Origin of the sequence: Streptomyces sp. NPDC057302 (assembly GCF_042667685.1) — a bacterium.
In the GTDB taxonomy this organism is placed as follows: domain Bacteria; phylum Actinomycetota; class Actinomycetes; order Streptomycetales; family Streptomycetaceae; genus Streptomyces.
In genome coordinates, this window is the sequence record NZ_JBHUZJ010000115.1 from 1 (window position 1) to 22,472 (window position 22,472).

Annotated in this window: 16 protein-coding genes and 1 tRNA gene; 8 read left to right on the forward strand and 9 right to left on the reverse strand. The window is 70.7% G+C overall.

Going from position 1 to position 22,472, the window contains the following annotated elements; genetic code table 11:
- Window positions 1–132: 132 nt before the first annotated feature.
- The 3 genes from ACFUPX_RS41140 to ACFUPX_RS41150 form a co-directional block, all read right to left on the reverse strand.
- Window positions 133–546 (reverse strand): STAS domain-containing protein, encoded by a 414-nt coding sequence (locus tag ACFUPX_RS41140; protein ID WP_383334322.1) that lies wholly within the window; start codon window positions 544–546, stop codon window positions 133–135.
- A 123-nt stretch (window positions 547–669) separates the two neighbouring features.
- Window positions 670–1,113, reverse strand: a complete 444-nt coding sequence (locus tag ACFUPX_RS41145) for a peptidase inhibitor family I36 protein (protein WP_383334324.1) — start codon at window positions 1,111–1,113, stop codon at window positions 670–672.
- 164 nt (window positions 1,114–1,277) lie between these two features.
- Complete coding sequence (locus ACFUPX_RS41150; RefSeq protein ID WP_383334326.1) at window positions 1,278–4,337, reverse strand: family 16 glycoside hydrolase; 3,060 nt, start codon at window positions 4,335–4,337, stop codon at window positions 1,278–1,280.
- Between the two features lie 395 nt (window positions 4,338–4,732).
- Here ACFUPX_RS41150 and ACFUPX_RS41155 point away from each other — a divergent pair, with 395 nt between their 5' ends.
- The 6 genes from ACFUPX_RS41155 (at window position 4,733) to ACFUPX_RS41180 (ending at window position 11,199) form a co-directional block, all read left to right on the forward strand.
- Complete coding sequence (locus ACFUPX_RS41155; RefSeq protein WP_383334328.1) at window positions 4,733–5,419, forward strand: FadR/GntR family transcriptional regulator; 687 nt, start codon at window positions 4,733–4,735, stop codon at window positions 5,417–5,419.
- The gene (locus ACFUPX_RS41160) at window positions 5,416–6,234 is read left to right on the forward strand and encodes a hypothetical protein (RefSeq protein ID WP_383334330.1); all 819 of its coding nucleotides are present in this window, start codon (window positions 5,416–5,418) and stop codon (window positions 6,232–6,234) included. The genes ACFUPX_RS41155 and ACFUPX_RS41160 overlap by 4 nt, the downstream gene beginning before the upstream one ends.
- A complete protein-coding gene (locus ACFUPX_RS41165) occupies window positions 6,231–6,881 on the forward strand; it encodes a hypothetical protein (protein WP_383334332.1) in 651 nt (216 codons plus the stop codon). The genes ACFUPX_RS41160 and ACFUPX_RS41165 overlap by 4 nt, the downstream gene beginning before the upstream one ends.
- Before the next feature lie 2 nt (window positions 6,882–6,883).
- Complete coding sequence (locus ACFUPX_RS41170) at window positions 6,884–8,725, forward strand: GMC family oxidoreductase N-terminal domain-containing protein (RefSeq protein WP_383334334.1); 1,842 nt, start codon at window positions 6,884–6,886, stop codon at window positions 8,723–8,725.
- 209 nt (window positions 8,726–8,934) lie between these two features.
- Window positions 8,935–10,014 (forward strand): hypothetical protein, encoded by a 1,080-nt coding sequence (locus ACFUPX_RS41175; protein WP_383334336.1) that lies wholly within the window; start codon window positions 8,935–8,937, stop codon window positions 10,012–10,014.
- Window positions 10,015–10,089: 75 nt separating this feature from the next.
- A complete protein-coding gene (locus ACFUPX_RS41180; protein ID WP_383334337.1) occupies window positions 10,090–11,199 on the forward strand; it encodes a hypothetical protein in 1,110 nt (369 codons plus the stop codon).
- 92 nt (window positions 11,200–11,291) lie between these two features.
- Here ACFUPX_RS41180 and ACFUPX_RS41185 read toward each other — a convergent pair whose 3' ends face one another.
- The 6 genes from ACFUPX_RS41185 to ACFUPX_RS41210 form a co-directional block, all read right to left on the reverse strand.
- Window positions 11,292–12,296 carry a MerR family transcriptional regulator gene (locus tag ACFUPX_RS41185; protein WP_383334339.1) on the reverse strand — a complete coding sequence of 335 codons (1,005 nt, stop codon included), beginning with the start codon at window positions 12,294–12,296 and terminating at the stop codon, window positions 11,292–11,294.
- A 3-nt stretch (window positions 12,297–12,299) separates the two neighbouring features.
- Window positions 12,300–12,971: a HEAT repeat domain-containing protein gene (locus ACFUPX_RS41190; RefSeq protein WP_383334341.1), complete on the reverse strand. Its 672-nt coding sequence runs from the start codon at window positions 12,969–12,971 to the stop codon at window positions 12,300–12,302.
- 116 nt (window positions 12,972–13,087) lie between these two features.
- Entirely contained in the window at window positions 13,088–14,446 is a 1,359-nt protein-coding gene (gdhA, locus tag ACFUPX_RS41195) for an NADP-specific glutamate dehydrogenase (protein ID WP_383334343.1), read from the reverse strand.
- A 238-nt stretch (window positions 14,447–14,684) separates the two neighbouring features.
- A complete protein-coding gene (locus ACFUPX_RS41200; protein WP_383334345.1) occupies window positions 14,685–16,643 on the reverse strand; it encodes an acyl-CoA dehydrogenase family protein in 1,959 nt (652 codons plus the stop codon).
- A 77-nt stretch (window positions 16,644–16,720) separates the two neighbouring features.
- On the reverse strand, window positions 16,721–20,404 hold the full coding sequence (gene fxsT, locus ACFUPX_RS41205; protein WP_383334347.1) for an FxSxx-COOH system tetratricopeptide repeat protein: 3,684 nt from the start codon (window positions 20,402–20,404) through the stop codon (window positions 16,721–16,723).
- A 359-nt stretch (window positions 20,405–20,763) separates the two neighbouring features.
- Window positions 20,764–21,213, reverse strand: coding sequence for a carboxymuconolactone decarboxylase family protein (locus ACFUPX_RS41210; protein ID WP_383334349.1), 450 nt, complete (start codon window positions 21,211–21,213; stop codon window positions 20,764–20,766).
- A 153-nt stretch (window positions 21,214–21,366) separates the two neighbouring features.
- Here ACFUPX_RS41210 and ACFUPX_RS41215 point away from each other — a divergent pair, with 153 nt between their 5' ends.
- Together ACFUPX_RS41215 and ACFUPX_RS41220 are read left to right on the forward strand one after the other, a co-directional pair.
- Window positions 21,367–22,263: a sigma-70 family RNA polymerase sigma factor gene (locus ACFUPX_RS41215; RefSeq protein WP_383334351.1), complete on the forward strand. Its 897-nt coding sequence runs from the start codon at window positions 21,367–21,369 to the stop codon at window positions 22,261–22,263.
- A gap of 120 nt (window positions 22,264–22,383) precedes the next feature.
- Window positions 22,384–22,460, forward strand: a tRNA-Met gene (locus ACFUPX_RS41220).
- Window positions 22,461–22,472 lie beyond the last annotated feature (12 nt).

The window sequence follows — 22,472 nt, forward strand, 5'->3', positions numbered from 1 at the left end:
AGACAAACACAATATTCCCCGCGGCGCCCGTCTCTATTGTTATACCCCCCCGCCCCCGGGGGGGGGGGGGGGGGGGGGGGGGGGGGGGCCCCCCCCCCCCCCGCCGCTCCGTCGCGTCCGGACGGACATGCCTCAGCAGGCCGTGACGTCATTCGGCGACACGGCCTGCGAGCAGTTGGGCAGTTGGGGCGTGCGCAGTTGCCGCAGTCCCTCTTCGAGGGTGTCGGCCAGCGGCAGGACGTCGACGGCGCCCGTGATCTCGAGCAGGCGTTGGATGGATGTGTTGAAGGGGCGGGCCAGGACGAAGGGGCGTTGCGCCCGTTCGTGTTCGGTACGGGTGTGCAGGATCAGGCCGAGCAGGGTGCTGTCGGCGAAGGTGAGTTCGGCGAGATCGAGCAGGGTGCCGTCGGAATCGCTGTGGGTAAGGGCGCGGTGGAAGGCTTCGGTCACGCGATCGCTGTCGCTGAGGTCGATCTCGTGGCGCAACGTGATGACCGCGACCCGTTCGTTCCATGCGAGTTCAATTTTGTTGTCGTGAGGAAACATTCCCCGAGCCTGTCATAGGTGCGGCTGGACGCGCAGGGGAACACACGCCAGTGGGCCTCGCGCGGCATTGCGCCTGGTCAGTGCTTGTGTTTCCGTCACGTCCCGGCAGGCGTCCAGCCTCGCTCAGCCGTCCTCGCCGGGCGGTGTGCCGCAGCTTTGGCCGCCCCGCCCGTCGAATTGCACCGAGCTCAGGAAGTCCCGGTAGGCAGGGAAGAAGTTCCCCTTGCCCGTCGGGCCCGCGGAGGTGACGACCGTACAGCCGGAGTAGTTCGCGTCGGACCAGAGGTAGATGGTCGAGGAAGTGCGGTTCCAGTCCGACTTGGCCCGGTCGGCCATGCCGAGCGCCGCGAGGTCCGGAGTGCTCGACTTGAGGCTGATCATGTCGCCCGTTCCGTCGAGGCCGGAGAACATGCAGTAGGAGCCGTCGGGGCACCGGTCGTACCCGTCGGCTGCGTGCGCCGTGGAGAGCGGCACCACCGTGGCGGCCGCCGCGGCCACCGCCACGACGAGCACGGACAGCTTCTTCCTCGTTGCCGTTCCTCTTGCTTTTGCCATTGCCTTGCGCATGCCTGTCCGCCTTTGTCGTCAGGGCCCTCGGGTCCGCGAGATGCGGGCACCGCCACAGCGGTGCGCGGGCCGTTGCCACCTCAGCCTCGGTGCCCTGTCGGGTGATCGGCTATCCCCCGCAGGAGTGACCCGCGGGGGATAGCGTCAGGTCCGGATGGAACGGGTCAGTCGACCGGTTCGATCCAGACGTTGCGGAAGCGGACCTTGTTGCCGTGGTCCTGAAGCCGGATGGCGCCCGCCGCGGCGGATTCGGGGTCGCCCGCTCCGGTGGGGCCGTCGACCGCCACGTTGTCGTGGACCTTTTTGCCGTTCCAGACCACGGTGATCCTGGCGTCCGCGGTCTTCTTCCCGTCCGCGTCGTAACGGGCGGCGCGGAAGACGATGTCGTACGTCTGCCATGTCTCCGGCGCGGTGGAGGCGTTGAGGTCGGCGGCCTTCTTGGTGTAGATGGACGCGGCTTCGTTCGCGGCGAGCTTCTCCACTCCGAACGAGTCCAGAATCTGGACCTCGTACCGCTCCTGGAGATAGATCCCGCTGTTGCCGCGGTCCTGCCCCGTGACGTCGTCGGGCAGCTTCGGCACGCGGAATTCGGCGTGCAGTTTGAAGTCACCGAAGGCCTGCTTGGTGCGGATGTCGCCGCAGCACACCTCGATCGACTTGTCGGCGGTGTGCGGCCACTCGACGCTGCGCCCGTCGGTGTGCTGCCAGGCGGTGGAGGCGCTGCCGCCGGAGAACAGGTCGATGCGGCCGCCCGGCTTGCGCACCTCGATCATGTCGAGGTTGACGTGGCCGGTGTCCTCGGGCCGGTAGGTGTACGTGATGGTGTTCCGGCCTTTGCGCAGGGCGAGTCGCTCGGTCTTGGTGGACCAGCGCTTCCACGTCTCGGTCGAGGGGAGCTTCGTCTGCTGCGCCGCTCCGCCGTTCACGCTGACGCCGAGGGTCTTGGTTCCGGCGGAGGGATTGGGGCCGTTGGAGTAGCGCAGGCCCACGGCGTAGGTGCCCTTGGCCGGGGCCTGGACGTCGAAGGTGGCGGTGGCGCCGGGGTCCTTGAAGCTGTCGACGAAGCCGCCGCCCGTGTAGCCGGCGTGCTCGGTGTCGATGTCCGCGCCGCCCGAAAGGCGCGCCGACTCGGCGTCGTACGAGGTCACCGGATCGTCGTGGCCGGGGCGTGCGTTGAGCGTGTACCAGGCCTCGGTGGACCACAGCTGCTCGTCGTCCGTGGAGGAGAAGGGGCGCGGCGAGCGCACATGCACCACGCGGTCGCTCTTGAGTCCGGGGATCGTCAGGGTCACCGTGCGGCGGTCGTCCGAGATGCCGGCGTGGGTGACGGGCAGGGACTCCTCGTCGACCTTGGGGCCGCCGTAGGCGGGGGTGGGGGCGTAACGCCACTGCTCGACCGAGTAGGCGCCGCTGGTCAGCTTCTCGACGGTCTTGTCCGAAAGGGGCTTGGTGTAGGTGAGCTTGAAGCCGTCGCGGGTGGCACGCATGGTCTTGACGTCGAAGGCGGTCTTGCCGTTCGGCGTGAGCTTTTGCAGGCCGAAGCGGAGCTTGCCTTCCTGTCCCCAGTTGCCGTCCGCGCCGAGCCCGCCGGTGTAGATCGCCCCGTCGGGTCCGGTGGAGATGCGGGTGATGCCGGACTCCAGGCCCTGGGTGTGGCGGAAGACGGCGCCCTGGAACTCGCCGTTGACCTTCTCCAGGTCGGCGCGCTGCAGCCCGCCGTAGGTGACATCACCGAACATGAGCTGCCCGGCGAAGGTGCCCTTCTTCACGGTCATGGGGGTGCTGGGGGAGTTGGCTATCTCGTTCTGCGGCAGCCACAGCACCGGCTTGGTGACGGCCTTGTCGTCGAAGGGACCGTCGGGATTGGTGTAGTGGTTGAAGAACCGGTCCTGTTTGACGTGCACCAGTTTCGAGGCGGGCAGCCAGCCGCCCTGGTTGTCGGTGACGAACAGCTCGTTGTCCGGGCCGCGGCCGATGCCGTTGGGGGTGCGCAGGCCGCCCGCCAGGTAACTGACCTTCCCGCTCGCCTTGTTCACCTTGATGGTGGTGCCACGGTTGGCGGCGGGCTGCGGATCGGTGGTCGCGCCACCGTAGTTGATGGCGACGGACAGGTTCAGATAGAAGTCGCCCTTCTCGTAGAGCAGTCCGAACGCGAACTCGTGGAAATTCCCGCCGTAGGGCCACTCGGCGACCTTCCGTCGCTCGCCCGCGTCGTTGTCGCCGTCGATGTCGGCGAGTTCGGTCAGCTGATGCTTCTCCGACACATACAGCTTCCCGTCCACGTACTTGATGCCCATCGGCTCCTTGAGTCCGTCGGCGATCTTCTCGTACGTGACCTTGTCGGGACCGGTGTCGCCGGTGACGTTGTCCAGGACGTAGACCGCGCCCTTGGTCTCCTCACTGCCGCCCCAGGTCGTCACCGCGAGTCGGCCGTCGGGCAGCCAGTCCATGGCGGACACCTGCGGCTCGAATCCCTTGGGGCGCAGGTCGGTCAGGGTGTAGCCGGGGTTGACCGACTTCAGCGGGAGGCCGTCGCCGGGCGTGTCGTAGCTGCCCTCGCACTCCTTGCGGCCCGGTGCGGTGACCCGCACGACGTCGGCGTCCGTACTGAGCACGGAGTTCGGTACGAGGGTGAAGGCGTCGGCGCCCGGGGGCTTCCACTGCAGCGTGACCTGCTGGTCGTTGCTCCGGTCGAAGTGGTCGATGCGCAGCGGGTGGTAGCCCGGGGTGAGGGCTATCTCGCCGTCCTTGGGCTCGGCCCCGTGCAGTCCGTCGTGATCGACGACCTTCTTGTCGCTGATGAACAGGCGGGAGCCGTCGTCGCTGATCAGCCGGAAGGCGTACGCGCCGTCGGAGGGCACGTTGATGTTGCCGATGATCTGCGACACGAAGTTGTCGTTGAACCCGAAGCCCTCGGTGGAGGACCAGTCGACGGTGGGTATCAGCTTGTCGACGTTGGGGGTCTGGGCGGGCTTGAGATCGCAGAGCTTGCTGAGCGGCGACTGGACGTCGAACACCCGCAGCGTGACGCCGGGTTCCTGCGGCGGCAGATCCGCGAAGGGCTTCTTCTCGGCGCCGGCGGCCGGTGAGGTGAGAGCGCCGCCGGCGAGCAGCAGCCCGAGGAGCACCCCGGTGGTTCTGCGCGATCTCAGGCGGGTGCGGGTGCGGGGGCGGACGCGGACGCGGTGTGGGCGCGTGGGATGCGGGTGCTCGTGTGGCGTCACTCTGTCTCCTGCTGGGCGCTGCGAGGCGGCCCGGGCCGCCTCGGCCCGCGTCCGCGGAGTGGAGTTGATGCACATGCCGGTGGTGCGGGCTGCGGCGTTTTGGCCGCGCCTTGCGCAGACTTCCGTACGAGAGCGACGCCCAGAGTACGAAGAGCGCCTCGCAACGTCCATACTTTGTCCTCAAGAAGGAGAAACTGGCGGGGAAGGCAGGGAGGAAACCGCTCTGCCGCGTCGTCAGCCGAGTGTCCTTCCGTGTTGGTGAGCTGAACGGCTCCCGCGGCACGGGCGGCGCTCACGGGGCCTTGACTCCGTGGCGCCGACCCTGTTCTCCTTGCCTCACGTCAGTGGATGAGCCACTCATTCACTCATAGACCCGCACTCTGAGAGGCCATCCCGTGGAGACGCTGCCGCGCGAGACCGTCGTCGATCTGCTGGAGGAGCGGCTGCGTGAAGGCATCCTCGCCGGTCGCTACCCGACCGGGAGATACTTGCCGCCGGAACGTGAACTGGCCGACGGCTACGGCGTCACCCGCACCACGCTCAAGCACGCCTTCGGCCGGCTCATCCAGGCCGGACTGCTCGAAACCCGGCACGGCGTGGGCACCCGGGTGCGTGACTACGCGCGGCTCGGCGGCGCCGACCTGCTGCCCATGCTGGTGCGGCACAGCCCGGCGTGGATCGCCGAGGTCTTCGAAGTCCGGCGCGGGATCGGCGCGTTGATCGCCGAGCGGGCCGCGGCCAAGGCGAGCGACGAGCAGAGGGACGAACTGCGCACGCTGCTGGCGGCGGTCAAGGACGCGGACGGCGGCGACGCCGCACAGCTGGCGGACGTCGAGGTGCACCGCGCGCTCGCCCGCGCCACCGGCAACCGCGTCTACGTCCTTCTCACCAACACGCTGTTCAACGCCTATCTGCCGGTCAGGGCCGCGCTGGTGGAGCCCTTCGCCGATCCGGACGCCGCGCACGCCCGGCTCGCGCCAGTGGTCGACGCCGTCGTGGCGGGCGACAAGGCCGCCTCCCACTCGGCGGCCGAGGACTATCTGACCGCCACGGAGCGCATCATGCTGGAGGGCCTCAAGTGAGCCGTCGTGGAACGCGGTTCGCGGAGACCATGCTGGGCACCGCGCGGCTCGAAGCCGACGGGACCGACCGGCGCGCCCGGCTCGACCTGCGGGTCGGCGCGGACAGCGTACTGCGACCGCTCGGTACGACCGAGGCGAGCCTGACCGGGCGGATACGCATAGCCGGGTGGGCCGATGACGCCCACGCCGTGGGTGAGCTGGAGATATCGCCGCTCGCGCGCCGTCGGATCCGCTACCGGCTGACCTTCACCGCCGAAGGGCGTCGACTCACCCTGGACGGCTGGAAGTCCATCACGCCGCTGCGCCCGGTGCGTTCGATGACCGTCCTGCCGTTCACGCTCTACGAGACGTACGAGGACGAGGTGCGGCCCGTCGGGGCGGGCACCCTGCGATTCCCCCTCGCCGGTGGCCTTGCCCCCTTCCTGATGAGCTTCCGCTTCCCGCGCCGCGAGGACGGCGCACCGCTGATGGCACCTCGCTGGGACGGGCGAGCGGGGCGCACCGAGGTCTGGTACACCACCGCGACCGACCCGGTCACAGCAGCGGCCTGTGGCTGCACCACGAACTGGTCGCACCCGCCGACGGCGCGCCGCCGTTCGCTCACGGCTGGGCGGCCGTCTTCCCCAAGGGCACCAAGGACACCAAGGGCACCAAGGATTCCAAGGACCCCGCGGACCCCGATGGCTCCAAACAGGGGCCGATCGCGCACGCACGTTTCGGCCCCGAACCATGGCGCGGAGACGGCGCCGACGGGTTCGCCGCGGGTGGCATCTCCGCCCGCCCCGGGCAACTCACCGGCAGTGCGGGGGACATGAGCTGGGACCTCACCGAACGCCCCAGGGACAGCCCCCTGTTCACCTTCCCGCGCTGGTCCTGGCGTCGGCCCCTACTGCCGGCGGCCCAGCTCCTGCCCGCGGCCCGAGCCACGTACGACGGCAGCGTGACCTACGGCGACAGGAAGCTGACCCTCGACAACGCACCTGGAGCCTCCGCCCGTATCTACGGGCACGGCAACGCCCGCCGCTGGTCCTGGCTGCACGCAGACCTCGGCGGCGGGGACGTACTGGAGATCGTGGCGGCCGTCTCGACGCGGCCGGGACTGCGGCGGCTGCCGCCGCTGGTCTTCCTGCGGCTGCGGCGCCGGGGGCGCACCTGGCCGCGCCGGGCCGAGCGCACCGCGGTGGGCTGGGCGGGCATCGGCCGCTTCAAGGCAGACATCGCGCTGCCCCGGTGGACGGTGAGCGGGCGGGCCGGGCTGCGCCGCATCCGGGTCGAGGTGACACAGCCCGAGGAGCGCACCCTGCACCTCGACTACGCCGACCCGGACGGCACGCCGGCCGTGTGCCACAACAGCGAGACAGCGGACGCCCACATCCGACTGGAACGGTGGTGGGGGAGGTGGCGCCCGGAGGCCGCATGGAGACTGGACGGCACCGCGCACGCCGAAGTGGGCACGCGATGAGCATGACGGGACTCGTTGCCGCGCTGCTCGCGGACGACGGCAGCGAGCGCTGGCCCGCACGGGTGCCGCGCCGCCTGGACGACGTCCTGGAGTCGATGCCCGCACCCGCCCGCGCGGGAGTGCGGAGCGCCGCGGCAGCCGTGGACGCCTACGCCCTGGCACGCACCGGCCGCCGCCTCGTGGGTCTCGGACCCGCCGAACGCGAGGACGTCATGGAGGCACTCGGCGCCCACACCGCGCTCGTGCCGCTCCTCGACCTGCTGAAGGTGCCGGTGCTGCTCGCGGCAGGCACGGAGCGCATGCTCGAACAGGGTTCGCGGACACTGCCGTTGGCCCCACCGGACGATCCGCCGCTCGACTGCACCCCCGCGGGGCAGTGGCCCGACCGGTCCACCGCCGACGCGATCGTGATCGGCTCCGGCGCCGGGGGCGCCATGGCCGCGCGTACCCTCGCCCGCGCCGGACTGCGCACCGTCGTCATCGAGGAGGGTGAGCACCACACCACCGCGTCCTTCGGGCGACGCACGCCGCTCGACCGGTTCGCCGAGCTGTACCGCGACGGCGGAGCCACCGTCGCCGCCGGGCACCCGCCTCTGCTGCTGCCGACAGGCCGCGCGGTGGGCGGCACCACGATCGTCAACTCCGGTACCTGCTACCGCACTCCGGACCACGTCATCGAGCGGTGGCGCGGCTCGTTCGGCTTCGCCCTCGCGCAGGGGCTCGACACCCATCTCGACGAGGCCGAGCGCACCCTGCGGGTGGCCACCCAGCCCTTGGACGTGCTGGGCAACAACGGGCGCCTCGCGCTGGCCGGAGCCGCCGAACTCGGCTGGAAGGCGGGTGCGTTGCGCCGTAACGCGCCCGGCTGCAAGGGCTCCTGTCAGTGTGTCGTCGGCTGTCCCACCGGTGCCAAGCAGAGCGTCCAGCTGTCGGTCCTTCCGGATGCGTGTGCCGCCGGTGCCCGCATCGTGACCGCGGCCCGGGTCCGCACCATCCTGGTCGACCCCGACCGGCGCGGCGGACCGCGCGCGGCGGGCGTCAGCGTGCGCCGCCAGGACGGCAGCGATCTGGAGATCCTCAGCCCACTGGTGGTCGTCGCTGCCGGCGCGCTCCAGTCCCCGCAGTTGCTGCGCCGCTCCGGGCTCGGCGGCCATCCGCGCCTGGGCCGCAACCTCAGCGTGCATCCGGCGACCAGCGTGGCCGGACGGTTCGCCGAGCCGGTGACCGCCTGGGAGGGGGTGCTGCAAAGCGTCGGCGTCGAAGAGCTGCACCACGACGGCATCCTCGTCGAGGCGACCGCCACGCCACCCGGCATGAGCAGCTTCGTCCTGCCGGGCGTGGGCCGCGAGTTGCGCCGCGAACTCGCGGCCGCCGGTCACCTCGCCACCTTCGGAGCAATGATCGCCGATCGTCCCTCGGGCCGGGTGCTCGGACGCGGGCGCGGCCTGATCCGCTACGACCTCCACCCGCGCGACGCCCGACGCCTCATCACAGCCGTACGCGCCATGGGCCGACTCCTCTTCGCCGCCGGTGCCGAAGAGGTCCTCACCGGCATCCCCGCCGCGTCTCGCGTCGCCAATCTCGCCGAACTGGACGTACTGCTAAGCGATGTGACGGCCCGACAGCTGCACCTGTCCGCCTTCCACCCCACCGGCACCGTCGCCGCGGGCAGCGACCCCCAATGGGCACCGGCCGACCCGGAGGGACGCCTGCGCGGCGTACACGGCGTTCTGATGGCCGACGGCTCCGTGTTGCCTGCCTGCCCGGAGGTCAACCCGCAGTTGAGCATCATGGCCACGGCATTGGCGATCACCGAACGGCACGTGCAGAACGATGGCCGCTAGCCGAGCGGTATTCGTAGACCGTGTCTTCGAGGAGTGCGCGCCTGCCGGACCGGCCCGCAGACGCTATGCCAACCGCGCTCGTAACTCCGGGAGACCCGCGACACGGTGGGCGCCCCGAGAGAATCACGATCGGCCGGATGCCACCTATCCACGGGCGTGTGCATGCCAATATGCTGTGCGACCTTCGCGCCCTGGGGGGTCACGTGAACGTGAACGGTCTCCGTGCGGCTGTCGTCTGTCTTGTGCTCGCGTGTGCCGCGGTGGTGTCGCCGACCGTGACGCCGACCGGGGCCGTGGCGCGGGCCGCGGGGGTGAAGCCGAGTTGGTCGGCGCTCCCGGTGCCCGCGGCTGCCCCGCCCGTGACCGTGTCCGATCTCGCCGCCCGCGGGCCGGGCGAGGCGTGGGCGACCGGGTACGAGCAAGCCGCCGATGGACTGCGGCCGATGCTGTACCGGTGGGACGGCACCGCGTGGAGCCGGGACGCGACCTTCCCCGGAGCCGGTGAGCAGGGCTGGCTCGGCAAGGTGCAGTTCGTCGGCAAGGAGGTGTGGATCCTCCACAACCGCGCAGGGGCGGGGGAGATCCTGCGCCGGTCGGCGAGCGGGTGGAGCACCGTCCCGCTGCCGCAGACCCTGTGGACCTACCAGGACTTCACCGCCGTGGCGGGTGCCGCGTGGGTGGTCGGGGAGGACGACACCGGGCTGAAGGTGTTGCACTACGACGGCTCCGGCTGGAGAACACAGTCCACCCCGGACGGCGTGCTGTACCTGATGGGAATCACCGCACGGACCGCCACCGACGCCTGGGCCTGGGCGGACACCACCACCGGCACCGCGGTCCTGCGCTGGGACGGCACGGCATGGCGGGACGCGAAGGTGCCGCTGCCGCCGAACAGCAATGTGCACACGATGCTGCTCGAACCCTCCGGCCGGATCACGATCGGCGGCAGCCAGTACACCGACGGCGTGGCCCGCACCTACCTCATGACCTGGAACGGGCACGCCTGGCGCACCACCCACCCACCGCTGGGCGACACCTACACCGAGGCCATGGTGCGCGGCCCGGACGGCGCGCTGTGGCTGCCGGTGACCAGCGACCGCGCGTTCCAGTCCAAGTACGCACGGGTGGACGGCAGCCGCACCACCTTCTCCTACGGCCCCGAGCGCACGAACGCCATCGACGTGAAACCGCGCGCACTGGCGAAGACCGGAACCGCACTGCTGTCCTTCGGGACCGTCGAGATCTACGGCTCGAAAGCGAACCTCATGAGCGAGCGGCTGGGAGGCTGACCCATGGCACGTGGACTTCCAGCTGTAAACCAACTGCCAGGCGCGCGCCGGCTTCCGGCCGTACGCCGACTTCCCGTGGCACGCCGGCTTCTCGTGGCGGCCCTCGCCGTCGCCATGGCCCTCATGAGCGTCATGGCCTCGGCCGCGGCGGAGACCCTGTCCTGGCAGCACGTTCCGGTCCCGGCCCAGGTGCGCCCGCAGGCCGGGCTGAACGAAGCCGTGGCGTTCGGGCCGGGCCGGGCGTGGGCGGTGGGTACCGACGCCGTCGGCCGCGAGGCGCCGGGCTTCCCGCTGATGCTGCGCTGGGACGGGGCCGCGTGGAAGCGCCAGAGCCTGCCCGGCGTCGGCTGGCAGGGGGAGCTGCTGTCCGTCGCCGCGACCTCACCGACCGCGGTCTGGGCGGTGGGCCGCGACGCGGCGGGCGCCGCCCATCTGCTTCGCCACGACGGCAAGACCTGGCGTGAGACCCGGGCGCCGGGCGGAGTCGCGCTGACCAAAGTCGTCGCCGGCGGGGACGAGACCTGGCTGATCGGCTCGCGGGACGGCGCACAGGCACTGCTGCGGTGGGACGGGCGAGGCTGGCGGGACGTGCCGGTCCCGCCGGGGTCCGTGTACGGCCTGCACATCCTGGCCGCCGACGACGTCTGGGCCGCGGGCGCCACCAACTCGGGTGCGGCCGTGTCGCACTGGGACGGGCAGGCGTGGCAGCAGACGATCGTGGACGGGTTCCCGCGGTCGGCGGTGAGCAGTGTGCTGGCGGTCTCGCCGACGGAGGTGTGGGCAGGTGGCACGGCCGGATTCGTCGGGGGGCCGCCGGGCAAGCCGATTCCGCCCTTGCTGGTGCGCTTCGACGGGCAGGCGTGGAGCCATGCGACCGTGCCCACCGACTTCGGCTCGATCAGCTCACTGGCACCCACCAAGTCCGGGGCGCTGGGCTGGGTCTCGGTGGTCCGCTCGCAGAAGTGGGGCCCGCCGGGCAGTAATCCGCCGCTCGTCCCAGGCCCGGATTTCCTTGCCTGGAACGGCCAGTCGTTCACCGAGCACAGCGAACCGGCGGTGGCCGGGGAGGGCGACTCGTGGGTGCTGCAACTGGCACCGGTGCCGGGGACGGATACGGTGTGGTCGGTCGGCCGGGCCGCCGGTCCCGAGGGCACCTTCGCCCCACGCATCCAGCGGTTCGGCTGAGGCGACGAAGGGGCTCCGCCCGAAAGCGCCGTACGAAATCACGTACGAGGTGTCCTCAGGAAGGGTCCGTCACCGCCCGTCCCGCAGTCGCATCACCGCCCGTCCCGCAGTCGCAGAAGGTACGCCGCCGTCAGCGCGACGGCACGGTCCTCGTCGTGCGAAAGGTCCACGAGGGCACGTGCGGCCGTCGCGCCCGGGACAGCCGCCAGCGCCTGGGTCAGCCGACCGCGTGCGGGCGCGTCCGTGGTGTCGTGGGCGAGCAGGCCGACGAGGTCGGCCGCGATCCGATCCGCCGTCACGGTGTCGGCGGCCAGCACGCTCAGCGCATCGGCCGCGTCGGTGTCGTTCCTTCCCCGCACGATCATGTCGATGAGCGTCGGGATCGCTTCGGCCACTCCCCGCGACCCGAGCGACAGAGCCGCGTACCCGCGGACCACGACATCGGGGCTAGCAAGCGCCTCCCTCAGCTGCGCGGCGGCCTCGCCGCCGGGCATCTCGGCGAGGGACTGAACGGCACGCTCTCGTACGGCGGCCACCGGCGAGCCGAGGCCCTGGGCCAGCAGCGCCGTGCCGTCGTCGCCCGAACGCGCCAGCGCCCAGCGCAGGGCTCCGGCGACGTTCGGATCCGTCTCGCTCAGTGCCGCCTCGACCAGTGCCTCCACCGGTACCGCAACCTCGTCGGCCGAGGAAAGGGCCGCGCGCTGGCGTGCGGCGGCGCTCGGCGATCCCAGCGCCTGGAGGAGTGCGACGACCTGGAGGACGTCCTCCCAGCCGGCCGGTTCCGCGGCATCGATCCGGCGCAGTCGCGTGAGCAGTTCGGTCTCGGCCGCGATGCGATCGCGTGTCTGGCGGATGAGGTCGCCGACGAGCGCCGAGGGCGTGAAGCCGCCGTCGTCGAGCGCGCGCCCGATCTCACGCAGCGTCAGCCCCAGCGACCGCAGACTTTCGACGTGGAAGATCCGCCGGATGTCCTGGTCGGAGTACTCGCGGTACCCGGAGCCCGTACGGCCCGAAGGCCGTACCAAGCCGAGCGATTCGTAGTGCCGGAGCATGCGTGCACTGACCCCGGACCGTCGCGCCACCTCACCGATCAACACGCCCTATTGTCCCTCCTGGCCGGACCGGCCGAGGGCCACGGCGCGCTTCGCCTCCTCGATCGCGAACTCGAACCCGGCGTCCGGGTCGCGCAGCAGCCGTTGTGTGGCGAGCGCGTGCGCGCTCACGCGCGGGTCAGGGGCGGTCGTCGCCGCACGCAGGGCCGGCACGATCACCTCACCCAGCGCGACCAGCGCACGGCTGAGACTCAGCTGCGTCTGCCGCTCACCGCGCCCGAGCTGCCCGGCAAGCACCGCGGCCAGGGCGGGCTCTTCACCGTCCGGTACGAGCACGACCGCCGCGCGCCAAGCACTCCTCGCCACCTCGTCGTCGGCGTCGGCCAACAGCTCCCGTGTGATCGCGGGCCACGCCTGCCGGTCCCCGATCTTGGACAGGGTGTGCAGCGCCTGGCTCCGTGCCTGCGCACGCTCCGAACGGAGCTCGCGGACCAGCGCGGGGAGTGTCATGGACACCGCTTGGCGGGTGAGTGCCCAGGTCAGCGTGTCGCGGACGAAGAACTCGGGCTCGATCGCGCAACGCTCGATGAGCTTGTCCACGCAGCGGGGGTCAGGCGTCGTGCCGACCGCCAGAGCGGCCCGCAGCCGCACGGACGAACGGCTGTCCTCCAGCCCCTGGAGTGCTTGTCGCGCATCGGTGTCCTGTTTCATGGTCGTCATCGAGACCACCTCCTCGACGAGCAGTGAAGGCCTTGTCACCGTGTCAAGGTCAAACAGGTCCCAGGCGAGGGGTGAGGCGCAGAGGGCCGCCCTCCGCGCCTCACCGTGCGCTCCGGTCAGATGACGCCCTGCGCCAGCATCGCGTCGGCCACCCGCTCGAAGCCCGCGATGTTCGCGCCCGTCACGTAGTTCCCGGGGGCGCCGTAACGCTCGGCCGTCTCGTGGCAGGTGGTGTGGATGTCGTTCATGATGCGCGTCAGTTCGTCCTCGACGCGCTCCGCCGACCATGACGTACGCGCGTGGTTCTGGGCCATCTCCAGGGCACTGACGGCCACGCCGCCCGCGTTGGCCGCCTTGCCGGGCCCGAACGCGACACCCGCCTGCTGGAACAGGCGCACCGCCTCGGGGGTCGTCGGCATGTTGGCGCCCTCCGACACCACCTTCACGCCGTTGCCGATCAGAGCGGCCGCGTCGTTTTCGTCGAGCTCGTTCTGCGTGGCCGACGGCAGTGCGATGTCGGCCGGGACCTCCCAGACCCGCCCGCCGGGCACGAAGCGGGCCGAGGCACCCCGGCGCTCGGCGTACGTGTCGACCCGGCCGCGCTCGACCTCCTTGATCTGCTTGAGGAGTTCGAGGTCGATGCCCTTCTCGTCGACCACGTAACCGGACGAATCCGAGCAGGTCACCGCGTTCGCGCCGAGGGCGGCCAGCTTCTCGATCGTATAGATGGCTACGTTGCCGGAGCCGGAGACGACCGCGGTCCGCCCCTCCAGATCCTCGCCGCGCTGGCGCAGCATCGCCGCCGCGAAGAGGACGTTGCCGTATCCGGTGGCCTCCGGACGGATCAGCGAACCGCCCCAGCCCGCGCCCTTGCCGGTGAGGACACCTGCCTCCCAGCGGTTGGTGATGCGCCGGTACTGGCCGAACAGATAGCCGATCTCCCGGCCGCCGACACCGATGTCACCCGCGGGCACGTCCGTGTGCTCGCCGATGTGCCGGTACAGCTCCGTCATGAACGACTGGCAAAAACGCATGACCTCCGCGTCGCTGCGGCCGTGCGGCTGGAAGTCGCTGCCGCCCTTGCCGCCGCCGATACCGAGGCCGGTCAGCGCGTTCTTGAATATCTGCTCGAAGCCCAGGAACTTGATGACGCCGAGGTTCACCGACGGGTGGAAGCGCAGGCCGCCCTTGAACGGGCCGAGCGCGCTGTTGAACTCCACCCGGAAACCGCGGTTCACGTGGACGCGGCCCCGGTCGTCCTGCCACGGCACCCGGAACATGACCTGCCGCTCCGGCTCGCACAGCCGCTCGATCAGTCCGGGCTCGGCGTACTCGGGGCGGGACGCGACGACCGGCTCCAGCGTCTCCAGGACCTCGTGAACGGCCTGGAGGAACTCCGGCTGGGCCGGGTTGCGGTGTTCGATCTCCGTGAGCAACTGCGTGAGCGTGGTCTTCGTATCGGATCGCGTGGTCAAAAGGAGCCCTTTCTGGCACGGCTGACACCGGGGATCCGGTCGGGGTGCGGCGCACTCCGATACAGCCCGTCGGGGCGCTCGGCGCCGTTGCCGTGCGCGGAACACTCAAGTGTTACGTGCATGTAAACATACTGACCAGTGCCCGAGTCCAGGGTGCGACCACCATGCGAGACCCACTTCACGCACCGCCCGTCGCCGGACCGCCGAACCGCGGGACACGGATGGCCGACCTCCGCGCTCACCCCACGAGATCGGGCGAGCGCAGCAGCTGGGACGGGATGTTCCAGGCGTCGACGAAGTCCGCCGCGAGCGGCCGGACCTTGCGGCACAAGTCGTTCACCTCGCGGCGGATCGCCTTGGAGCGCTGCACGGTCAGCCGGCCGTGCTCCATGAACCAGGCACGGTCCGCCTCGATGGTGGAGAGGGCGAAGAGGTCGCACAGCAGCCCCAGCGCGACCTTGTTGTCCCCCTCGGGCAGCCGGCGCACCTTGTCGACGAACGCCTCGAGCACCAGCCGCTCCACATGTGCGTGGGCCACCGCGATGACGTGGTCCTGCACCTGCGAGAAGACGACGCCGGGATGGCTCTTCTGATCCACCCCGCGCTTGAGCCGACGCGCCACACCGGCGAGCATGTGCTCCTCACGGAACCGGAGCATGGCGAGCTGGTACTCCGAATCGCGCAGGCCCGCCTCCTGGTCCCACTCGTCGCCTCCGGGCAGCAGATCGCGTACCCGCTCGAGGAGTTTGTGGGCCGAGGTCTTCTCGATGACCGTCTCGACGGCGAGGTTGGTGACGTACCGCACCATGCCGAGCTGGTCGAGGTTCTCGAAGTCGCTCGCGTAGTGGGTGAGCAGGCCCTTCGCCACGAGCTGGAGCAGTACGTGGTTGTCGCCCTCGAACGTCGCGAAGACGTCGCTGTCGGCCTTCAGGGCGGCGAAGCGATTGACGGCGAGATAGCCCGCGCCCCCACACGCCTCGCGGCACTCCTGAATCGTGCGCGTGGCGTGCCAGGTGCCGAGCGCCTTGGTGCCCGCGGCCCGCGACTCCAGCTCACGCCGTGCCTGCTCGTCGTCCGTGGCCCCCGAGAAGACCTCGTGCAACTGCGTGCGCATGACGTCCTGGGCGAAATGCAGCGCGTACGTGCGCGCGACGAGCGGCAGCAGCCGACGCTGATGCATGCCGTAGTCGAGGAGCACCTGCTCCTCGCCGGGCGATGCCGCCTCGAACTGCCGTCGGTGCAGGGCGTACTTGGTGGCGATCGCCAGGGCGACCTTGCTGGCGTTGATGGCCCCACCGGCGACGCTGACCCGCCCCTGCACCAGCGTGCCGAGCATCGTGAAGAAGCGGCGGCCGGGGTTGTCGATCGGGCTCTGGTAGACGCCCTCGGGAGTGACGTCGGCGAACTGGTTGAGCAGTGCCTCGCGCGGCACGCGTACGCCGTCGAACCAGATCCGGCCGTTGTCCACGCCGTTGAGGCCCATCTTGCGGCCGTCGTCCTCGATCCGGACACCGGCGGCCACCTCGCCGTCGACACGGATCGGTACGACGAACGCGTGCACCCCCTGATGCTCGCCGCCCACCTCCAGCTGGGCGAAGACGACCGCGAGCTCGGCGTGCCTGGCCGCGTTGCCGATGTAGTCCTTGCGCGCCTGGTCCCCGCCGGTGGTGATGACGAACTCCTGGCTCTCGGCGTCGTACCGGGCCACCGTGCCGAGCGCCTGGACGTTGGAGCCGTGCCCGGTCTCCGTCATCGCGAAGCAGCCCATCAGCTTCCCGGTGATCAGATCCGGCAGGTAGGCCTCGTGGTGACGTTCCGTGCCCAGGTGCAGGATGGCGCCACCGAAGAGTCCGAACTGCACGCCGACCTTCACCAGCACCGACAGATCGCCGAAGGCGAGCGTCTCGAACGCGGCGATCGACGCGCCGATGTCGCCGCCACCGCCGTACTCCTTCGGGAAGCCCATGCCGGTCTGGCCTGTCGCCGCCATCTCGACGACGAGCTCGCGCACGCGCTCGCGGAACTCGTCGAAGCCGAGCTGCTCCGCTTCGTCGAGCACACCCGCGTACGTCGTCAGGTTGGTGCGGACCAGGCTGCGGATCTCGGCGTACTCGCCGTCGAGCAACTCGGCGAGAGCCGGGACGTCGATGGCGGGCTGCACATAGCCGCTCGGGGAGGCGTCGCTGTCGGTGACCATGTCGCCCTGCTACCCGGCGGTGGGCTGATCAAATCGGTGGCATGGTCCATCCGGCGGGGGAGGGGCGCCGCCCGGCGTCACGCGGGCAGGGGGTCGAAGGTCCAGGCGGGGAGACTGCGGGCGTGGGTGGCCGTGGTGAGGCGGTGGTGCTCTCCCAGGGTCTCCGTGAGGTCCGCCAGGGCGCGGGCCCGGATCGCCTCTCCTGCCTTGGCGGCTCCTGTGGCGTCGAGCTCCACGGCAAGCGCCGCGTGGGCCAGCAGCGTCTGGGGGTGGCGGGGCCCCAGGGCCGTCGCCGCGTCCCGTGCCGTGTCCCGGGCCAGCGGCAGGGACGCGTCGTGGCGGCCGTGTTGACCCAGGTCCGCGGCCAGGTTGTAGGCGATGCCGAGCGTCCAGGGGTGATGGGGGCCCAGGGCGGTCACGGCGGCCCTCAGCGCCTGCTCGTCCAGTGTCACCGCGCCCGGCGCGTCACCGCCCATGCGCAACGCGGCCGCGAGGTTGGTCAACACCCCCGCCGTGCAGGGGTGTTCGGGTCCGTACAGCGACCGGTGGCGGTTCGCGACGTCGTGGCACAGTGCCGTGCCGTCGTCGAGGTCGCCGTGCGAACGCTCCGCGGCCGCGAGGCTCGTCGCGGCCCGCAGCGCGAGGGGAGTGTGGGCCCCCAGGAGTTCGTCGGCGGCCTGACACACCTCCCGAAGCCGGGTCAGGGCCTCGCCCACGGCGTCGTTGCGCAGTTCACAGAGCGCCAAGTGGTGCTCCGCGCACAAGGTGGCGGGATTGTTGAAACCCAGCAGCTCACGGTGTCCGAGTGTGGCCTGAAGCTGCTGGGCGAGCGCGTTCTCGTAGTGGCCGAGCAGGCGAAGGCTCATCGCGTGCCGTGCCTGGGCGAGCAGGCTGCCCGCGTTCGGAGGCTCCGCGTGACTCTGGTGGCCCGCGACCGCCCGGCGGTCCAGGAGCAGGGCTTGGGAGTAGTGTCCGAGCAGCCGCAGCGAGTCGGCCACGCCGATGACCGCCTGGAGAGTGCGGGGGTGGCTCGGGCCGTGCAGGTCCTCATGCGCCCTGCACGCCGTGCGGGCCTGCTCCAAGGCGTCCTCGTAGCGGCCTAGGCCGCGCAGATCCGCGGCCACGTCACCCGTCGTCTCGATCGGGTCGGCGCCCTGCGAAAGTGCCGTCGCGCGTAGCCGCTCCTGCTCCTCACGGTCGGCGTCCAGCGCCCGGCCGTAGTGGCCGAGCGCCCTGAGCACCTCGCTGCGACGGGCCGCGAGGAGATGCGCCTGGGGCGGAGCGTCCTCGTCCGGTCGGCTGGTCCACGCGCGCTCGACGCGCTCGACGAGGGACAGCGCGGACCGCGATTCGCCGCGCAGGTGAAGGTAGCGCGCGCAGTTGAGGATCAGTCCCGAATCCTCCGCGAGGGCTTCGCCCGGCGTCGCCGACGGTTCCAGGTGCGGCACGATCTGGGCGTACTGGGGCCACACGCGGATGTTTTCCGGGTCGCGCGGGTCCGCGGCGGCCAGAGCGTGGCGCACCCGCCGCAGGAGCGTCGAACGGTAGCCGCCCGCGATGTCGTCGCGGACGACGCGGCGCACCAGTGGGTGCATGCGCAGGGTGGCGCTGGGTGTCTCGATCGTCTCGTCGCCGTCCTCGCTGGATTCCATGTCCGCCAGGGAGTGCGCCACGATGGTGCCGGCCATCTCCTGCCAGCGCAGCGAATCCAGGGACTGCCCGCGCAACGGTTCGGGAAGGCTGAGCCTGAGCAGGCCGAGCGGGGCCCCGCTGTCCGCGAACAGGACGCAGACGTGCAGGAGGTCCACGGCCTCGGGGGACGATTCACGCAGCCGCCTGAGGACGGTCGTCAGGGCGCGGGAGAACGTCGTGGGGTAATCGCCCGTGATGCGCAGGGGAGCCCTCTCCCACGAGGTGTCGCGCAGCCGGTCGAGGTAGTGCGGCACGGCGATGCGGGTGTGGTCGAGGTAGGCGAGCGCCTGGGCGATGGCCAGCGGATGGTCACCGAGTTCGTCGGCGAGCCGGTCGGCCTGGGACGACCTCATCCGGGGGATCCTGCGCCGGACCAGCCGGATGCTCTCCGCCCGGTCGAGCGGGAGCACCCGCATGGTCTCCACCTGATGCTCCGCCCAGTCGCTGTTCTGAGAGGTGATCAGTACGTGGCCCGGACCGTCGGGAAGGCAGTCGGCGATGTCGGCCGGTTCGTCGGCGCCGTCGAGGACGAGCAGCCAGCGGCCGTACGGGGTCCCACGGCGCAGGGCTCTGAGGACCGTGTCCATCCGGTCGTCGCCCTGGTCCACTCCGAGGGCCGCGGCGGCGTCCGCGAGCCCCTGGCGGAATGCCTCCCGCGTTCCGGCCGAGATCCACCACACCACGTCGTACTGAGCGGCGAACCGATGGGCGTACTCGGCGGCGAACTGCGTCTTGCCGATCGCCGGCATGCCGACCAGCGCGACCATGGCCGCGCCCGACGGAGCTTCGTCCAGCCAGTGCCGCAGCTGTGCGAGCTGGGCGCCCCTGCCGGTGAAGTGCGGATTGCGGCGCGGGATGTCGCCCCACACCGGTGGCGGCTCTGCTGGGTAACGAGGGGCGCTGGCACCGGTCTTGAGGCCGCCGAGGTCCGGGTCGATGCTGAGCCGCTGCAGGACGCGGCGCTCGTCGTCGTCCGCGTCGACGCCGAGCAGACGCGTGCTCGGCAGTACGGCGGCCAGGTGCGGGAACGCGCGGTCGGTGAGGGTGAACGCGGTGAGCCGATGGGTCGGCAGCGAGGGGGCGGCGGCACGCAGGGCCTGCGCCCAGCCGTCCTCGGTGTGGCCGCCTGCCAGCACGAACTCCTCACTGAGGAGCAGTACGTGGGCGCCGTCCACCACCAGGAGCGATCGCAGGGCCTCCTGCGGCGGCAGGCCGGCGGGCGGGTCCCAGCTCTGGATGACGGCATCGTGGCCGATGGTCTCGAGGCGGTGCCTGATCCACACCGCCCAGGGCCGGTCGGGACCCGCGTAACTGATGGTGAAACGGCCGGGGTCGGCGCCGGCGTGCGCTTCGGCCTCCACGGCGAGGGTCTCCTCCGCCGCGAGCATCTGATGCTCCAGCGCCTCGCACCGCTGCTCGGTCTCGACGGCCTGGCGCTGCGCCTGATCCAGGGCGCCTCGAAGCTGCGCGATCTCACCCAGGAGACGGTCCCGTTCCTCCAGTAATCGGTGATGAGCGGTATGCAGGGACTCCAACTCCCGTCTGCCTTCGTTCTGTTGGACACTGAATGACAACCGCAGCCGCTGCTTCTCCGCGTCCATCTCGGCGATGCGGCGCTTCTTCTCCACCAGCACCTCTGACAGCGCCTCGACGCTGGCCTCGGCGGACTGGAGCTGCCGGTCGGCTTCCAGCAGCTGATCCTTGAGGACCTGCAACTCGTAGCCCAACTTGTTCGTGGCCTTCAGCGCGGCCCGCTGCAGGACCGTCACCTGCTCGGTGGCCTGCACGGAGACCGGCCGCCCCAGGGCCTGGGCGGCATCCGTGAGCAGCCGTTCGATGAACTCCGCCGGGGCGACCGCCGTGCCGTTGAGGTAACGGGAGACCGTGCCGGGGTCGTAGTGCGCACGGACCGCATAGCGGCGGACGGATATCCGCAGGCCGACGAAGAGGCTGCGCAGGGCCTGGGCCAACTCGCGGCATTCGTGGGCCACATGGGGCGGTATGGGCTTCAGGACGCTTGTGCCTGACTCCTCCTGCCACAGCATCGGCGCGAGCTCGTCGCGTGCCACGCTCTCGGGTTGCTCCGCCAGTTCGCCCACGCGCCCGCCCCCGTCGAATTCGCGCCGCGTTGGAACGACTCGCAACGCGTGCGTACCCCCGCAACACCTGGTCCGCCGAGCAGAGTGAAAGCACCCGGCAACGATGCCGAACTCACCAAAGGGACTTTTAGAATGCCACGTTCGAGCCGCAAGAGCCCGGTCCAGGAAGAGATCCGTGTGCGTCCCGTTCTCGCGCTGGTCGGCGCGGCCGTGTCAGGAGCGGTGGGTGCCGTACTGGCGTGGTTGTTGGAAGCGATTCCCTGGCCGTGACGGCCGGGCGGCCGGGCGGTCGGTCCGGCGCCGTCCGCGGGGGGCGGCGCCGGCACGGCTCACCAGGTCTTGCCCGCCTGCTCCCGGATCGTGCGGTTGATCCGGTTGAAGAAATTGGTCAGCGCGATCTCCAGGGTGAGCGCGCCCAGTTGCTCCTCGCTGAAGTGGTCGGCGGCGGCGTCCCAGATCTCGTCGGTCACGCCCGGTGCGTCGTCCTGGAGCCGGGTTGCGGCCTCGGTCAGGGCGAGGGCCGCACGCTCCTCATCGGTGTAGAGGGGCGTCTCGCGCCACGCGACCACGTTGTGCAGCCGCTCCTCCGTCTCACCGGCCTTCTGTGCCGCCTTGATCGAGGCGAAGACGCAGGGGCTGCAGCCGTTGATCTGGCTGGTGCGCAGGTGGACCAGGGACAGCAGGCGACTGTCGACGCCCCCGGAGTGAATCGCCTTGTAGAGGTGCTGGATTGCCGTGGTCACGTCGGGATTGGCGGCGCTGGTCATGCGTGCTTCCATCGGGGTCTGGCTCCTTGATCGGGTGCGTCGAGTTCATCGAGTGCATCGGGTCGGTCGGGCATGGGGAATCGGGGGCGTCGGCTACGTCGGTTACTTGCGCGCCTTCTGGCCCGTCATCACCCATGACGGAGCAGAACCGAGGAAGGTAACAACATGTCCGACACCCGCCCGACGGACCCGATGGCCGAGGCGTTCGAAGCCCAACGTGACCGGCTGCGCGCGGTCGCCACCCGCATGCTCGGATCGCACGCCGACGCCGAGGACGTGGTCCAGGAGGCCTGGCTGCGCCTCTCCCGGCAGGATGCGACGACCATCCACAACCTCGGCGGCTGGCTGACCACGGTGGTCGGCCGGATCAGCCTCGATGTCCTGCGATCGCGTCAGGCCCGCCCGGAGGCGTCCTACGACGACGGTCTGTCCGAGCTCGTGGTGACGCTCGACGAAAGTCCCGCTCCCGAGGACGACGCGGTGCTCGCTGATTCGGTCGGGCTCGCGCTGCTCGTCGTACTGGAGTCGCTCGGGCCGAGCGAGCGGCTGGCGTTCGTGCTGCACGACCTGTTCGCGGTGCCGTTCGACGAGATCGGCCAAATTCTCGGCAAGTCGACCGCCGCCGCCAAGATGCTCGCCAGTCGCGCCCGCAGGAAGGTGCGGGCGACGGAGCGGCCGACCGGCGCCGGGCCGGAGCAGCGGGAGGTGGTCCAGGCCTTCCTCGCGGCGGCTCGGCGCGGCGACTTCGAGGGGTTGCTGCGGGTACTGGACCCCGAGGTGAAACTGACCGTCGACACCCCGTCCGGCGTGGTCGTCACCCTGGGAGCCACCCAGATCGCGGCAGGCGCGAAACTGTCGGCCGGCGCGGCCGCACAGGGACGGGCGGTGCTCGTCAACGGCCGCCCGGGGGTCATGGCGTGGCGCGCGGACGGCACCCCGCTCTCGGTCCTCGCGTTCACCGTCGTCGACGGCCGGATCACCGACATCACGGTGGTGGTCGACCCGGCCAAGCTCGCGCTGATGGATCTGCCCGATGTTCCACCGCACGGTCGCCGTGCCTGAGATGGGCGAAGGCTCCTTCCTGTGCATCAGAATCCTGTGAACTCGAGCGGGGCGGGAACGAGCGCCACTGGGAAATGGTCTTCGGGTACCTCTGCGATGGCGTACGGTGGGGTTTACCGACGCGGGGTGGAGCAGCTCGGTAGCTCGCTGGGCTCATAACCCAGAGGTCGCAGGTTCAAATCCTGTCCCCGCTACCACCCGACAGGGCC

Excerpts from the sequence above, each read along its gene's own strand:
- ACFUPX_RS41140 (WP_383334322.1), bottom strand. The coding sequence starts at position 546 with ATGTTTCCTCACGACAACAAAATTGAACTCGCATGGAACGAACGGGTC.
- ACFUPX_RS41145 (WP_383334324.1), bottom strand. The coding sequence starts at position 1,113 with ATGCGCAAGGCAATGGCAAAAGCAAGAGGAACGGCAACGAGGAAGAAG.
- ACFUPX_RS41165 (WP_383334332.1), top strand. The coding sequence starts at position 6,231 with ATGAGCTGGGACCTCACCGAACGCCCCAGGGACAGCCCCCTGTTCACC.
- ACFUPX_RS41170 (WP_383334334.1), top strand. The coding sequence starts at position 6,884 with ATGACGGGACTCGTTGCCGCGCTGCTCGCGGACGACGGCAGCGAGCGC.
- ACFUPX_RS41190 (WP_383334341.1), bottom strand. The coding sequence starts at position 12,971 with ATGACGACCATGAAACAGGACACCGATGCGCGACAAGCACTCCAGGGG.
- ACFUPX_RS41200 (WP_383334345.1), bottom strand. The coding sequence starts at position 16,643 with ATGGTCACCGACAGCGACGCCTCCCCGAGCGGCTATGTGCAGCCCGCC.
- ACFUPX_RS41210 (WP_383334349.1), bottom strand. The coding sequence starts at position 21,213 with ATGGAAGCACGCATGACCAGCGCCGCCAATCCCGACGTGACCACGGCA.
- ACFUPX_RS41215 (WP_383334351.1), top strand. The coding sequence starts at position 21,367 with ATGTCCGACACCCGCCCGACGGACCCGATGGCCGAGGCGTTCGAAGCC.